Genomic DNA, 14,359 nt, shown 5'->3' with positions numbered 1-14,359 from the left:
GAATGAGAGTGGAAGCGGGTGAAAATGTAAACAAATTTTGTGTTTTGGGGCGACCGTGGCCGCTCAGGCCATGCGCGCGGCGCTGCCTATTTGCCGTTCGCGCAGGAAGGTGTAGATCCCGGTTGCGATGACCAGGGCCGCACCGGTCAGCGTCAGCGTGTCGGGCTGCTCGCCAAAAAACAGAACGCCCGCCAGGATTGAAAAGACCAGCCGCGTATAGCGAAAGGGTTGTACGGCCGAGGCATCGGCGACCCGCATCGCCTGCACGATGGCGTAGTAGCCGCCGACCGAGAACACCAGCGTCGCCGCGATCAGCGCATAGTGTCGGGGTTCCGGCGCAACCATCCTGTCGCCTTGCAGCCAAAGCAGCAGCAGGCCCGAGAAGATGACCGACGCGAAGCCCTGAAACGAAATGACCAGAGAGCTGACCTCGGGCACGATGAAACGGGTGGACAAATCCCGCACCGCGATGGCGGCCACCGCGACCAGAACGAAGAGCGAGGCAGGCTCGAACCCGTCGAGTCCGGGCCGGATGATCAGCAGCACACCGCAGAACCCGACCAGAATGGCGCTCCACCTCCGCCAGCCGACCTGTTCGCCCAAAAACAGGGCCGCCCCCATGGTGATGGCCAGCGGCGTGGCCTGAAAGACGGCGGCCACGGTCGAGATGTCGATCAGCGCCAATGCGGTGACGAAGGCGGTGGCGGCAATGGCTTCCGACAGGGCGCGGATCAGCGGAGCGGCCCGCCACGCCGCGCGCGCGAACAGCGACTGCCGGCGGGCGGTGGCCAGGGCGGCAAAGACCAGGCTGGCCGCGATCCCAAGCGCCATCAGGATCTGCCCGGTCGGAAACCAGGTGGACAGGTGCTTGATCAGCGCGTCTTCGGCGCTGAAGGCGGCCATGGCGGCGATGACCAGCAGAATGCCGTTGATGTTGTTCATGGGGTGCGGTCCGAATGGGGTGCAATCGCCTTCGCGCGTTCTGCACATCTTCGCAAGCCCGATCGCACCGGTTGGGCATGAATTTCCCTGATACCGGAATTCAGCGGCGGGAATGCAGCCTTTCGCGCCATGCGGAATAAAGCCCCGCCGCAAGGATCAATGCGGTCCCGACATAGGACAGGGCGTCGGGCCGTTCGTGAAAAATGATCAGGCCAAGCACCAGCCCGAAGACCAACCGCGAATAGCGAAACGGGGTCACGGCAGAGATGTCACCGACCCGCATGGCCGCCGTTATGGCGTAGTAGCCCGCGATGGTGGCGAAGATGGCAAGACCGAGGGTGGCCCAATCACCAATTGTGGGCCAGAGCGGAGGGGTTCCAAAGGCGATCAGCAAGGCGCCGGTGGGGACAAGTGCGAAAAAGCCGATGGTTGCCACTTGCAGATTGTCCAGTGAGGCCGGGGCCGCCCGTGTCGCCAGATCGCGGATTGAAAGCCCCATAAGCGCCACGATGATCCACAGCGCCTGCGGCGAAAAACCCTCGAATCCGGGGCGCAGGATGATCAGAACCCCGCTGAGCCCGACAAAGATCGACAGCCAGCGGCGCGGGCCGACCTGCTCGCCAAAGACATAGGCCGCGCCCATGGTCACCACCAGCGGCCCGGCCTGAAGGATCGCGGTGACCAGAGACAGGGGATTGAGCGTCAGCGACAGGACCATGCCGACACCGGCCATGATCTCGGCCACGAAGCGCAGGGCGATGGCGGGATGCCAGATGGCGCGCGGCAGAAGCGGCAATCCACGCGCCCGCGTCCAGATCGCAAAGACGATTGTTCCCACAATCCCCATGGTGCCCATGATCTGCCCCGGCGGCACTGCGCCCGACAGCAGTTTGATGCCCACATCACCCAGGGCAAAGGTGGCCATGGCCAGCAGCATCAGGGCAATGCCGCGCAGGTTGTCGGAGGCGAGGGGCATGGGGGCGTTTCCGTTGTGATGGCTCACTGGTTACGCGTCCTGCCGGGCGGGCACCAGCCGAAAGACACCACCTGGGAAGGATCGTCAGGTCCAGCGCCATGACAGGGAGTCCAACCGGTGCCCATGCCAGCAGCCCGACAGCGGCGCGCCCGAGAACCCGAGCAGCTGTTTCTGATTAGGGTTAAGCGGCGCGGGATACTTCTTGGACATCAGCCGTGGCGGATCGGCACGCCATAAAGCTCCAGCTTGTGGCCCTTCAGCCGATAGCCGAGCTTTTCCGCGATCTTTTCCTGAAGCGCCTCGATCTCGGGATCGACGAATTCGATCACCTCGCCCGAATGCATGTCGATCAGGTGGTCGTGGTGATCACGCTCTGCATCTTCATAGCGGGCCCGGCCATCGCCGAATTCCAGTTTCTCCAGAATGCCCGCCTCTTCGAACAGCTTGACCGTGCGATAGACCGTGGCGATGGAGATATTCGGATCCTGCCCGCTGGCGCGGTTATAAAGCTCTTCCACGTCTGGATGGTCCGAGGACTCCTCCAGCACCTGCGCGATCACCCGCCTTTGTCCGGTCATGCGCAGGCCCTTGGCCTCGCAGCGCTGTTCGATGGTCTCAGGCATCGGCGGTCCCTCTGGGTCGTCTTGGGGGTGGGGTCTATCCGATCCGGGCATGGGTCGGAAAGCCTTTTTGAAGGTGCTGCGTCAGGAAATCCTGTGCCAGCGCATCGTCTTGAGGGTCAGCGCAAAGCGGTCTGGGTTGGCGCGAAAGCCCGGCTCGGTACAACCGCCCGAGACGATGATCTGCCCGTCCACCAGTTCCGCCCGGTGGCGGTGAATCCAGCCGGGGTTGTCGCCTGTCGTGTCGACCGGCGTCACGCGCCAGGTTTCAAGGTCGAGCCGCAGGACGGGCGCCACACCGTCCTGCCGCTGCGTCCGGTAGCCAAGGCAGCCAATGATCAGGATGTGATCGTCCAGCAGCGTCGCGCTGTGAAAATCCGTCGGGGGGAAATCCTCAACCGGGTAAAGGAAATAGTCCACATTGCCGTCACCATCCAGCACGCAGACATCGTTGTAGATGCAGAAATCGCTGTCGTAGGAATCCTCGTGCTCTCCCGCGATCAGCACGAAGCGGCCATCGGGCAGGCGGGTAACGGTACGCCCGAAGCGATCGAAGCTGAAGATCGGGTGAATGCCACGCCGGTCGGCAGGGTCCCGGCCGGCGCTCTTTGCCCCCCAATAGGCGGTGTGAAACGTCCGGATCTGGTTAAGGAAAAAGGGGTTGTCGCAGGGTTGCGGATTGCGGGTGCCGCGCTGCGCCGTGAAATACCTGTCGGGCATGTCGGGGGGCACCGGCGTTTCGGGGATCCGGTCGGTGCCAAGCGCCGCCGGCAGGTCGTCGCGGTCGAAGAGCGTGGCGTCTGCGCCATGCTCCATCAGCAGGCGGATCATCTGAGGTTGATCGAAGGCTGCTTCGTAGGCACCGATGTGGCCGGTCAGCGGATCGGTCGGCGCGGCGCCATGGGCCAGCAGCAGTTTGGCGATATCATAGCACTGCCAGCCAATGGCACGCGCCAGCAGGCTGCCCGTCGAACCGTAGTCATCGGTAAGGACGCCGTTCACCTCGGCCCCTGCCGCAAGCCTGTCGTGAATCTCATCCCAGGCCAGTTGCAGGATCTCTCGATCCTCCGGGGAGGTGAATCTCTCATCGGTTTCCAGCACCACCAGAAGAGCGCTGGCCAGCATCGGGTCGGGGGCGGTCATGGATCCGGCTCAAGCTCCGCTTCGTGGGCTGTGCGAGAGGCCAGCGGGTGACTCTCCGCTCCGACGGACCCGGCCAGCAAGTCGAGGGGGCTGATCTGCAAGGGTGGCATGGCTACGTTTCCTGACGGTGCGAATGGCAACTTTGAATATCATGGGCAAGCGGCGCTTGACACTGACCATGGGTCGGGTCTTGTGGGCGGATGGTTCACTTGTGAAGGACAAGGCATGGAGCGCAAGACCTCGCTGGACATGTTCGGGATCCTGTCCCTGACCGGGTTCGCGGTGCTGCTGGGCGTCAATCAGGTGGCGATCAAGCTGGGCAATGGCGGGTTTCAACCGGTCTTCATGGCCGGGATCCGATCGCTTGGGGCGCTTTGCGTCCTGCTGCTGTGGATGCGTCTGCGCGGGGTGGAGTTCCGCATCCGCCCCGGCACCGTGCCGTCCGGGATTTTGCTGGGTGTTCTCTTTGCCATCGAGTTTTCCTGCATTTTCTTCGCGCTTGACCTGACAACGGTGGCGCGTACCTCGATCCTTTTCTACACCATGCCGGTCTGGCTGGGCTTCGCCGGGCATTTCCTGTTGGAGGGCGAACGCCTGTCCCCGATGAAGCTGGCCGGGCAGGTGTTGGCGGTGCTGGGTGTGGCCATTGCGGTGCTCGACCGGGGTGGCCCCGGCGAGGCGTCGCTGTTGGGGGACGCATTGGCCCTGTTGGCCGCAATGTGTTGGGCGGGGATTGCGCTGCTGGCCCGTGGGGCGCCGGTCAGCAAGACCCGGCCCGAAATGCAGCTGTTCTGGCAATTGGCGATCTCGGCCCCGCTGCTGCTGATCCTGTCGCTGTGGTTCGGGCCATTCATCCGCGATTTCGAGATCTATCACCTCGGGCTGCTGGTCTTTCAGATCGTCTGCATCGCCTCATTGGGGTTTCTGTTCTGGTTCTGGCTTTTGTCGATCTATCCGGCCTCCAGCGTTGCCTCGTTCAGCTTTCTGACACCCATTCTGGGGGTGATCCTGGGATGGGCGCTGCTGAGAGAGGAACTGGGGGCAAGCATCATCATGTCCCTGACGCTCGTCTGCCTTGGGCTGATCCTGATCAACCGTCCCGCGAAAGATCGGCCCAGATAGGCAGATGGTCCGAGGCACGCCCGGCCTCGCCAGACCGGCACACGCCCATATGTCGGACACGAAGCCCCGGTCCCGTTGCGATCCGGTCCAGCGCGGCGACGGGGCGGCGGGCGTGAAAGCTGCGGCCGGGATTGTGGACGGTGAAATAGGGGTCGAGCGGGGCAAAGCCTTCATGCGCGGCCCATTCGTTCAGATCGCCAAGCAGCACCGTTGGTCCGTGATGGCGGAGATTCAGAGCCGCCATGATCTGCGTCATCTGCCGCTGCCGGTCACGGCGGCGCAGGCCAAGATGGGTTGCCACCACACGCAGCGGCCCCGATGGCCCGGTCAGATCCGCAATCAGCGCGCCACGGGGTTCCAGCCCCGCAAGCGGCAGGCGATGCAGATGCACCATCCGCCAGGGAGGGGCCAACAACAGCCCATTGCCATGCCAGCCAAGGCTGACCCTCGTGTCCGCGACCGGGGCGGGAGACAAGCCCGCCTCTCGCTCGATCACCTCGCGGGGGAGGGAGGTGGGGCGCGGCGGCAGGCGCTTGTCGATTTCCTGCACTGCGATCACATCCGCTCCAAGCCCCGCCACTACCCGCGCCACCCGATGCGGATCGCGCCGCCGGTCGAGACCGACGCATTTATGCAGGTTGTAGCTGGCCACGCGGATCAGGCCGGGGGGTGTCTTGGGCGGATAGGGCATGTCCATAGTTTGCGCGGCTCATCGCCCTGTGCAAGCCCTGCCATTGCACCGGCGCGGCAAGCGTCTATCTTGAGACGCAAGAGGGGAGTGCACCCGATGCAGGCGTTCAGGAACCAAAGCCGGCTGACCTACCTGATCTGGGGCGGGCTGGCGCTGGAAATCATCGCGGCGCTGATCACCGGGCGCTGGACGGCGGCCTTTGTCGCGTTCGGAACGCTTGGTCTGTCGATGACGCCGCTCTTCCTGGCCTCGCGTCTGCACATCCACCTGCCGAAAAGCATCGTGGCCGTGGCGGTCGCCTTCGTCTTTGCGACACTCTTTCTGGGCGAGGTCTTCGATTTCTACGAACGGCTCTGGTGGTGGGACATTGCATTGCACGGGCTTTCCGCCGTGGGCTTCGGCATCGCCGGGTTTCTCTTCGTCTTCATCCTGTTCGAAGGCGACCGCTATGCCGCGCCGCCCTGGGCCATGGGGCTGCTGGCGGCCTCGATCGGGATCATGATCGGTGTCCTGTGGGAGATTTTCGAGTTCGCCATGGACCAGGCCTTTGGCCTCAACATGCAGAAATCCGGCCTGCCAGACACGATGGGCGACCTGATCGTAGACGTGATCGGCGCGAGTTTTGGCGGCACCATGGGCGGGCTTTACCTGCGCGGTCAGGCGCTCGGGTCCGTCTCGGCGCTGGTTGACGAATTCGTCGCGCTCAACAGCCGCTTCTTCAGCCGCTTCCGCCGCAAGCGCTAGGTGCCGCAGAACGTGGCCTGAACGACCTCTTCGGGGGCGGGGGCGGCCATCAGCTCGGCATGGTCGGGCTGATCGTCATAGGGCCGGGCGAGCACGGTTGTCAGCCGCTCGAACGGCGCGTAATCGCCGGACACCGCGGCTGCAATGGCTTCTTCCACCCGGTGATTGCGCGGGATGAAGGCGGGGTTCGCGGCCTTCATCCGCGCGACGCGCCCCTCTGCCATGGTGCGGGCCTGCCAGCGGGGCAGCCATGCGTCGAACTGGGTGGGATCGGTGAATTCTGTGCGTGCATCTTCCGGGGTGTCGCTGGATAACCCCCTGAAAAAACGCGTGAAATCGGCCTTGCCCTTGGCCATGCGCATCAGCAGGTCATAGGTCAGCGCGACATCTTCCTCCTCTCTCTGCGCGAGCCCGAGCTTGGCGGCAAACTCCGCCTCCCAGGCCGCGCCGAAAAGGTCGGCGAACCCCTCGATCACCCGCGTCGCGACTTCAATCGCCTCTTTATGGGCCATGCCCATGATCGGCAGCAGCGCCGTGGCGAATTGCGCAAGGTTCCAGACCGCAATCTCGGGCTGTTTGCGGTAGGCATAGCGCCCCATCCGGTCGATGGAGGAAAACACCCTATCGGGGTGATAGGCATCCATGAAAGCACAGGGGCCATAGTCGATGGTCTCGCCCGCGATGGACATATTGTCGGTATTCATCACCCCGTGGATGAAGCCAACGCCCATCCATTTCGCAATCAGCCGCGCTTGCGCCTCGACCACTGCCGCCAGCAGGTCGAGCGGTGTTTCCGCATCCGGGTAATGGCGGGCGATGACGTGATCGGTCAGCGCCCGCAGCGCTTCCTCATCGCCACGCGCGGCGAAGAACTGGAAGGTGCCCACGCGGATATGGGAACTGGCCACGCGGGTCAGAACGGCACCGGGCAGAACCCGTTCGCGGTGGACCTCTTCGCCCGTTTCCACCGCCGCCAGCGCCCGCGTAGTGGGGATGCCGAGCGCATGCATCGCCTCGCTGACGATATATTCCCGCAGCACGGGACCAAGCCAGGCGCGCCCGTCGCCCCGCCGGGAAAACGGAGTGGGGCCGGAGCCCTTGAGCTGAATATCGCGGCGAATGCCCGCGCGGTCGATCACCTCGCCAAGCAGCACCGCCCGCCCGTCACCCAGTTGCGGCACCCATCCGCCGAACTGGTGGCCCGCATAGGCTTGCGCCAATGGTGCGGCACCGTCCGGCACGGTGTTTCCGGCCAGAATTGCGACCCCTTCAGGCGTGGTTAACGTTGCCGGATCGAGACCGAGGTCGCGGGCCAGATCCTCATTAACCTTAATGAGAGATGGGGACCGCACCGGGGTGGGCGCAAGCGCCGCGAAGAAGCGGTCGGGCAGGCGGGCATAGGAGTTGTCGAAGGCGATCTGCATGGGCTGTCCTCTCCCCCCTCACCTAATCGTTCCGCGCGCCTTTGCCAGAGGTCACAGCCGTCCGATCCGTTCGGTCAGGAGGGCAAAGAACCCGTCGGCATCGAGATCGCCCATGAACATCGCATTCGGGGCGCGGTCGGTGACCCGCCACCAGTCCGCGACGGTCATGCCGCGGGTGAGGTTGGACTGGGTTTCGATCTCCACGTTGACGTGACGGCCTGTGAACAGCTCGGGCCGGATCAGGTAGGCGATCACCGTGGGGTCGTGCAGCGGCGCCCCGGCGGAGCCGTATTTTTCCTTGTCGAACCGTTCGAAGAAATCGGTCCATTCCGCGACCACGGTTCCCGGATGGGTGCCCAGGCTGCGGAAGGCCTCGTTTCGCGGTGCCGTGACCAGCGCCTTGTGGGTGACGTCCAGCGGCATCACCACGATGGGAATGCCGGATTTGAACACGATTTCAGCGGCTTCCGGGTCGACGTAAATGTTGAACTCCGCCGCCGGGGTGATGTTGCCCACCTCGAAATAGGCACCGCCCATGAGCACGATTTCCTGCACCTTCTCGGCGATATCTGGGGCCTTTTGCAGCGCCGTGGCAATGTTCGTCAACGGCCCGAGGGGGCAGAGCGTGACGGTGCCAGGGGGTTCCGCGCGTAACGTCTCGATGATGAAATCGACCCCGTGCTGGTCCTGCAGGGGCATCTGAGGCTCTGGCAGATCGGGGCCATCGAGACCGGTCTTGCCGTGCACATGCTCGGCCGTCACCAATGTGTGCGCCAAGGGCCGGTCGCAACCCGCGTAGACCTTGACGTCAGACCGCCCCGCGACCTCGCAGACCTTGCGGGCGTTCCTGGCGGTCAGTGCCAGCGGCACGTTGCCCGCGACGGCGGTGATGCCCAGAATTTCGATCTCCTCGGGGCTCGCCAGAGCCAGAAGGATGGCAACCGCGTCGTCCTGTCCGGGATCGGTGTCGATGATGATCTTGCGGGGCATGGAACCTCCTGTTCTGCGCATTGCGCCAGACTATCCACGGATGCGCGCATTGCAACGCCTCCGGCGGGAGTATTTGGGCCAAGAAGAAGGGGGCAGGGCGCGCGTTAAGGTTAACGGGGGATGATAATGGATTTGTTAACCCGTCAGAGCATGCCCAGTTGCCACAAGGTAAAGAGCGTCAGTGCCAGCGTGATCGCCCCGCGCAGGGCCAGTTCGCGCCAGTTCGGGCGGTGGAGGTCAGAGAGCCCCTTGTGAAAGCCGAAGGCAAGGCCGCCAGCGATCAGCAGGGTGGCCAGCGGGATGTAGTCGAACAGCCCCAGGAAACCGCCCGCGATCAGCAGGATCAGCCCGGCAACAGCCGGTGGGACAGCCCGACGCGCGAGGTTCAGCATCATCCCCTTGCGCCGCGCGGCCATGCGTTCGCCGATCAGGCGGCGAAGCCAGCTGAGGCCGGTGATGACGGCATAGAAGCTGAGCAGAGTGGCAAGCGGCAGAAGAAGGGCAAACACGTCCATGGGCGGCATCCTTGTGGCTGGCCTTGACCTATGCCCGATCCGGTCCAGCCGCCAGAGGTCAGGTCAGCGCACCGCCTCGATCGGGCCCTCGGCGGACCCGGTGATGAACTGGCTGAGGTACGGGTCATCGGCGCTGTCCATCTCGGCCACCGGGCCTTCCCACCGGATCACACCCCCGTGCAGCATGGCGACCCGGTCGGCGATGGCGCGCACGGAGGACATGTCGTGGGTGATGGTCATGGCGGTCGCGCCCATCTCGACCACAATCTCGCGGATCAGCTCGTTGATGACGCCCGCCATGATCGGGTCAAGCCCGGTCGTGGGTTCGTCGAAGAAGATCACCTGCGGTTCGGCGGCGATGGCGCGGGCGAGACCGACGCGTTTCTGCATCCCGCCCGACAGCTCCGCCGGGAATTTCTCGGCCACATCCGGCGTCAGCCCCACGCGGCGCAGCTTTTCGATGGCGATCTCTCGGGCTTCGGCAGCGGGCCGTTTCAGGGACCCGCGCAGCAGGCGAAAGGCCACGTTCTGCCAGACCGGCATGGAATCAAAGAGCGCGCCGCCCTGAAAGAGCATGCCGAACCGGGCAAGGAAGGCGTCGCGCTCGGCCTTGGCCACGTCCTCACCGTCCAGCAGGATCGTGCCGCTATCGGGTTTCACCAGCCCCAGAATGCATTTCAGCAGCACCGACTTGCCGGTGCCGGAACCGCCGATGATGACCGTGGATGTGCCGCTTTCTACATTCAGATCAACGCCTTGCAGGACGTTGTTCATGCCGAATGACTTGTGAAGGCTGCGGATCTCGATCATGACGTGAAGAACAGCCCCGTCAGCAGGTAGTTGGCGGCAAGGATCAGGATCGAGGCGGAGACGACGGCGTTCGTCGTGGCCTTGCCCACGCCGCGCGCACCGCGGCCCGAATTCATCCCGTGAAAGCAGCCCATCAGCGCCACGATGAAGCCAAAGACCGCGCCCTTGATCAGGCCGGAAACCACGTCCCATGTCTCAAGGAAATCGGCGGTGTTGTGCAGGTAATTGGCCGGGTTGAAGCCAAGCCGGGTGGTGCCCACGAGGTAGCCGCCGAAAATGCCGATGGAATCGCCTACGGCGACCAGAATGGGCAGGGTCAGCGTGGCGGCCAGCACGCGCGGCACGGTCAGGTATTTCATCGGGTTGGTGGAGAGCGTGACCAGCGCGTCGATCTGCTCGGTCACCTTCATCGTTCCGATCTCGGCGGCAATGGCGGCGGCGACCCGGCCTGCCACCATGAGGCCCCCCAAAACCGGGCCAAGCTCGCGCGCGATGCCAATGGCGACGATCGAGGGCACCACGGTTTCGGCGTTGAAGCGCGAGCCACCCGCGTAGATCTGCAAGGCCAGCGCGCCCCCGGTGAAGAGCGCGGTCAGGCCGACGACGGGCAGCGACAGCCAGCCGATCTGCAGGATCTGCACCAGCAATTCGCGCGGATACCAGGGCGGCGTCAGCATGTGGCGCAAAAGCTGCGCGGCATAGATTGCCACCCGCCCGATGGAGGCCAACAGCCCGAGGGTGGAGCGGCCGAGCGCCGCGAGGGGGGCGGTCAGGATCACGCCGCGTCTCCGCTGTAGCAGCGCGCGTAGCGGGGGCCGAGCGAGGTCAGGATTTCATAGCCGATGGTTGCGGCCTCGTCGGCCAGCTGGTCCACGGTCTGATGCGGGCCGAGAATGTCGAGATGGTCGGGCACCACATCGAGGGCGGACACATCGACGGTCAGCAGGTCCATTGAGACGCGGCCCGCCAGCTTGCAGGGGGTGTCGTCCGCCCAAAGCAGGGCCTTGTCGCTCATGTATCGGATCAGCCCGTCCGCGTAGCCTGCGGAAAGAGTCGCGATTTTTGAGGGCGCATCTGCTACCCAACCGGCACCGTAGCCAACGGATTCCCCCGCCTCCACATCCCGAACCTGAATGACCGGCAGCGACAGGCGCACCACCGGGCGGGCATCGGCAAAGGGGAAGCCGCCGTAAAGGCCCACGCCGGGACGGCAAAGATCGAAATGGTAGGCGGGGCCGAGCAGCGTTCCACCGGTTGCTGCAAGGCTGCGGGGGGCCGTCACGCCCTGGGTGATCTCGGTGAAACACGCCAACTGGGCCGCATTCTGCGGGTGGGAGGGTTCATCGGCGCAGGCGAGGTGGCTCATGACCAGAGTCAGCGGCCCGGTTTCCAGATCTGCACGCAGGGTGGCCCAGTCCGTGGGCTCCATACCAAGCCGGTTCATGCCGCTGTCAAGCTGCACCCCATAGGCGGCGCCGGGCAGGGCCGACATATGACGCGCGACCTGTTCGCCGCTGTTCAGCATCGGGATCAGGCCCGCCTCGCGGATCAGGGCTGTATCGCCCGCCATGTGGCCGGAAAAGACGTTGATCTCTGGCCCGTCCCCAAGCGCCGCGCGCAGGCTGGCGCCTTCCTCGGCTGTGGCGACGAAGAACCGCCGCACGCCCGCGCGGGCCAGTCGCCGTCCGACCTTGTCGGCACGCAGCCCATAGCCGTCGGCCTTCACCACGGCAGCGGTTTCCACGTTGGTTTTCGCGTCCAGCGCGGCCCAGTTGGCGGCGAGGGCGTCAAGGTCGATATGAAGCGTTCCGGTTCCCATGGCGCCTTGTTCCGCGCGGGGGCCGACGGGTCAAGCCCCCTTGGCGTCCTTATGGGCGTCATAGCCCGCTTCCAGCTCGCTGCGTAGGAAATCGGCGAAGCGGAGCGGCGGAAACTTCGGCGTGCCGGTGCCGGGTAGGGGGGCGATGTCGGTGTTGACGTTCGGATCGTAGAAGAAGGGGCAGGAATAGCGCTCTCGGCCCGAGCGGTTGATCACCCGATGCGGTGTGGACAGAAGCCGCCCGTTCGACATCCGGTGCAGCATGTCGCCCACATTGACCACGAAGGCCCCCTTCATGGGCGGGGCATCCACCCAGTGGCCCGCGGGCGTCATCACCTGCAGCCCGCCCACATCGTCCTGCGCCAGAAGGGTCAGGCAGCCGAAATCCTTGTGCGGGGCAGAGCCGTAGAGGTCTTCCGGGGCCTGCGGCGGCATCGGCGGGTAGTGCAGCAGCCTGAGCCAGATCGTGGGCGTGTCGAAGGCGCGCAGGATTGTGTCGTCCTCCACCCCGATCGCCTGCAGGGCCAGCCGCATCAGGCGTTCTCCAAGGCCGCTCATCGCGCTTGCATAGGCTTCGCAGGTGGCGCGGAAGCCGGGCAGGTCGGGCCACTGGTTGGGACCGGAGAGGTAGACGGCGGGATCATGCGCTGCATCCTCGCGCATCATCATGAAGCTGGCGGACTGGTTGGGCTTGGTCACCTTGGCCAGTTCGGTCGTCACATCGGTCGAGGTGTTGATTGCGATATAGCCCCGGTGGTTCTGGTCGACCGCAATCGCCTGTTTCGCGGCCATGGGCAGGGCGTGAAAGCGGCGGGAGGCCTCGAAAATACCCTCGCACAGCTCCTCTGGGATGCCGTGATTGACCACATAGCCGAAGCCCGTTTCGCCATAGGCGCGGGCAAAGGCGCGGGCCAGATCGGTGATGTCGCGCCCCTCGGTCAGGGGGGCGAGGTCCAGAACCGGGATATCGGTGAACTCGGCCAACGCCCGCTGCCTCAAAAACCCTGATCGCCGCCCTGTTGCCAGGGTTTCACGAGGTTGCCGAACTTGGTGAAGCGGCCATCGAAGCTGAGATCGACCGAGCCGACGGGGCCGTGCCGCTGCTTGCCGATGATGACCTCGGCCTTGCCGTGCAGCTGTTCCATATCCTGCTGCCATTGCGCCATGGCCTCCAGGTTCTCCTCGCCCGGTTTCTCGCGTTCCTTGTAGTATTCGCCCCGGTAGACGAACATCACCACGTCGGCATCCTGCTCGATCGAGCCGGATTCGCGCAGGTCGGACAGCTGCGGGCGCTTGTCTTCGCGGGCCTCCACCTGGCGGGAAAGCTGCGACAGCGCGATCACGGGGATATTCAGTTCCTTGGCGATGGCCTTCAGGCCTTGGGTGATCTCGGAGACCTCGTTCACCCGGTTGTCGGCTTTGCCCGAGCCGCGCAGAAGCTGAAGGTAATCCACGATGATCAGATCCAGCCCAAGGCGCGAGCGTTTGAGCCGCCGCGACCGGGCCGCGACCTGGGAGATCGGCAGCGCGGGCGTGTCGTCGATATAGAGCGGGCAGCTTTCCAGCTCCTGCGCGGCGCGCAGGTAGCGCTGGAATTCCTGTTCGTTAAGGTCACCCTTGCGGATCAGTTCCGAAGGCACCTCGGCCGCCTCGGACAGAATCCTCTGCGCGAGCTGAGCCGCCGACATCTCCAGGCTGAAAAAGCCCACGACCCCGCCGGAAAGCGTGCCTTCCGTTCCATCCGGTTTGGGGCCGCGCTTGAACGCCTTGGCGACGTTGAAGGCGATGTTGGTGGCCAGCGACGTCTTGCCCATCGACGGACGCCCGGCGAGGATCAGCAGGTCGGAATGGTGCAGGCCCCCAAGCATCTTGTCCATATCGGCCAGACCGGTGGACAGTCCCGCCAGCCCGCCGCCGCGATTATAGGCGGCATTGGCAATCTCGACCGCATCGGTCAGCGCGCGCAGGAAGCTCTGGAAGCCCTTGGAGGCGGTGCCGGAGGAGGCCAGTTGGAAGAGCTGCGCCTCGGCATCGACGATCTGATCGTCGGGCGAGCTGTCATCGCGGACTGTCGTGGCCTGGTCGGCGATGTTCTTGCCCAGTTTGATGAGCGAGCGGCGCAGGGCGAGGTCATGAATGAGCTGCGCATAGTCGCGGGCCGCCGTGGTGGCGATGGCAGAAAGCTGCAGGCGCAAAAGGTATTCCACCCCGCCAAGCGCCTTCAGGCCCTGATGATCTGCCATGAAATTCTTGAGCGTCGTGGCATCGGTCTGCATGCCCGATGTGATGCGTTTCGAGGCAAGCTCGAAGATATCGGCATGGACGGGATCATAGAAATGATCGGGTTTCACCAGGTCTTCGATGCGATCCAGAACGTCGTTGGAGGACAGAATCGCCCCCAGAAGCTGCTGCTCCGCCTCGACGTTCTGAGGAAGGTCAGCGGTTTCAGCAGCTTGCGGAAGATTGCCCGCCACATTGCTGATCTCGTTCATCGCTGATCCCCTGTTTTTTGGCTGCCCCTGAGGCCCGTGTCATAGCAAATCGCCCTGCGGGCGGGCAATCT

At 64.5% G+C, this 14,359-nt stretch carries 15 protein-coding genes; 2 read left to right on the top strand and 13 right to left on the bottom strand.

The features are described 5' to 3' along the window. Window positions 1–63: 63 nt before the first annotated feature. The 4 genes from RBB16_RS11870 to RBB16_RS11855 all read right to left on the bottom strand — a co-directional run bounded on the left by RBB16_RS11870 (window position 64) and on the right by RBB16_RS11855 (window position 3,681). The gene (locus tag RBB16_RS11870; protein ID WP_306046376.1) at window positions 64–942 is read right to left on the bottom strand and encodes a DMT family transporter; all 879 of its coding nucleotides are present in this window, start codon (window positions 940–942) and stop codon (window positions 64–66) included. Window positions 943–1,042: 100 nt separating this feature from the next. Next, window positions 1,043–1,918 carry a DMT family transporter gene (locus RBB16_RS11865; protein ID WP_306046375.1) on the bottom strand — a complete coding sequence of 292 codons (876 nt, stop codon included), beginning with the start codon at window positions 1,916–1,918 and terminating at the stop codon, window positions 1,043–1,045. A 209-nt stretch (window positions 1,919–2,127) separates the two neighbouring features. Next, complete coding sequence (locus tag RBB16_RS11860) at window positions 2,128–2,541, bottom strand: Fur family transcriptional regulator (protein ID WP_071691598.1); 414 nt, start codon at window positions 2,539–2,541, stop codon at window positions 2,128–2,130. A gap of 81 nt (window positions 2,542–2,622) precedes the next feature. Further along, complete coding sequence (locus tag RBB16_RS11855; RefSeq protein ID WP_306046374.1) at window positions 2,623–3,681, bottom strand: hypothetical protein; 1,059 nt, start codon at window positions 3,679–3,681, stop codon at window positions 2,623–2,625. Between the two features lie 225 nt (window positions 3,682–3,906). Between RBB16_RS11855 and RBB16_RS11850 the strand changes: the two genes are divergently transcribed. Next, the gene (locus RBB16_RS11850; protein ID WP_306046373.1) at window positions 3,907–4,803 is read left to right on the top strand and encodes a DMT family transporter; all 897 of its coding nucleotides are present in this window, start codon (window positions 3,907–3,909) and stop codon (window positions 4,801–4,803) included. Here RBB16_RS11850 and RBB16_RS11845 read toward each other — a convergent pair. Further along, a complete protein-coding gene (locus RBB16_RS11845) occupies window positions 4,772–5,500 on the bottom strand; it encodes an endonuclease/exonuclease/phosphatase family protein (protein WP_306046372.1) in 729 nt (242 codons plus the stop codon). The genes RBB16_RS11850 and RBB16_RS11845 overlap by 32 nt on opposite strands. Window positions 5,501–5,590: 90 nt before the next feature. Between RBB16_RS11845 and RBB16_RS11840 the strand changes: the two genes are divergently transcribed. Continuing rightward, window positions 5,591–6,238: a hypothetical protein gene (locus RBB16_RS11840; protein WP_306046371.1), complete on the top strand. Its 648-nt coding sequence runs from the start codon at window positions 5,591–5,593 to the stop codon at window positions 6,236–6,238. Here the strand turns inward: RBB16_RS11840 and RBB16_RS11835 are convergent. From RBB16_RS11835 to RBB16_RS11800, 8 genes are all read right to left on the bottom strand, one after another. Continuing rightward, window positions 6,235–7,662, bottom strand: coding sequence for a protein adenylyltransferase SelO family protein (locus RBB16_RS11835; RefSeq protein WP_306046370.1), 1,428 nt, complete (start codon window positions 7,660–7,662; stop codon window positions 6,235–6,237). The genes RBB16_RS11840 and RBB16_RS11835 overlap by 4 nt on opposite strands. A gap of 51 nt (window positions 7,663–7,713) precedes the next feature. After that, a complete protein-coding gene (locus RBB16_RS11830) occupies window positions 7,714–8,652 on the bottom strand; it encodes a nucleoside hydrolase (RefSeq protein WP_306046369.1) in 939 nt (312 codons plus the stop codon). Between the two features lie 143 nt (window positions 8,653–8,795). Continuing rightward, on the bottom strand, window positions 8,796–9,167 hold the full coding sequence (locus RBB16_RS11825) for a hypothetical protein (protein WP_306046368.1): 372 nt from the start codon (window positions 9,165–9,167) through the stop codon (window positions 8,796–8,798). A 63-nt stretch (window positions 9,168–9,230) separates the two neighbouring features. Beyond that, window positions 9,231–9,977 (bottom strand): ABC transporter ATP-binding protein, encoded by a 747-nt coding sequence (locus RBB16_RS11820; protein ID WP_306046367.1) that lies wholly within the window; start codon window positions 9,975–9,977, stop codon window positions 9,231–9,233. After that, on the bottom strand, window positions 9,974–10,756 hold the full coding sequence (locus RBB16_RS11815) for an ABC transporter permease (RefSeq protein WP_306046366.1): 783 nt from the start codon (window positions 10,754–10,756) through the stop codon (window positions 9,974–9,976). The genes RBB16_RS11820 and RBB16_RS11815 overlap by 4 nt, the downstream gene beginning before the upstream one ends. After that, a complete protein-coding gene (gene alr / locus RBB16_RS11810) occupies window positions 10,753–11,796 on the bottom strand; it encodes an alanine racemase (protein ID WP_306046365.1) in 1,044 nt (347 codons plus the stop codon). Before alr ends, RBB16_RS11815 begins: the two co-directional genes overlap by 4 nt. Before the next feature lie 30 nt (window positions 11,797–11,826). Then, entirely contained in the window at window positions 11,827–12,780 is a 954-nt protein-coding gene (locus tag RBB16_RS11805; RefSeq protein WP_306046364.1) for an isopenicillin N synthase family oxygenase, read from the bottom strand. An 11-nt stretch (window positions 12,781–12,791) separates the two neighbouring features. Next, a complete protein-coding gene (locus RBB16_RS11800; protein ID WP_306046363.1) occupies window positions 12,792–14,288 on the bottom strand; it encodes a replicative DNA helicase in 1,497 nt (498 codons plus the stop codon). Window positions 14,289–14,359 lie beyond the last annotated feature (71 nt).

The organism is Nioella sp. MMSF_3534 (genome assembly GCF_030732985.1).
In the GTDB taxonomy this organism is placed as follows: Bacteria; Pseudomonadota; Alphaproteobacteria; order Rhodobacterales; family Rhodobacteraceae; genus Nioella.
This window is presented reverse-complemented; position numbering and strand designations above follow the sequence as displayed.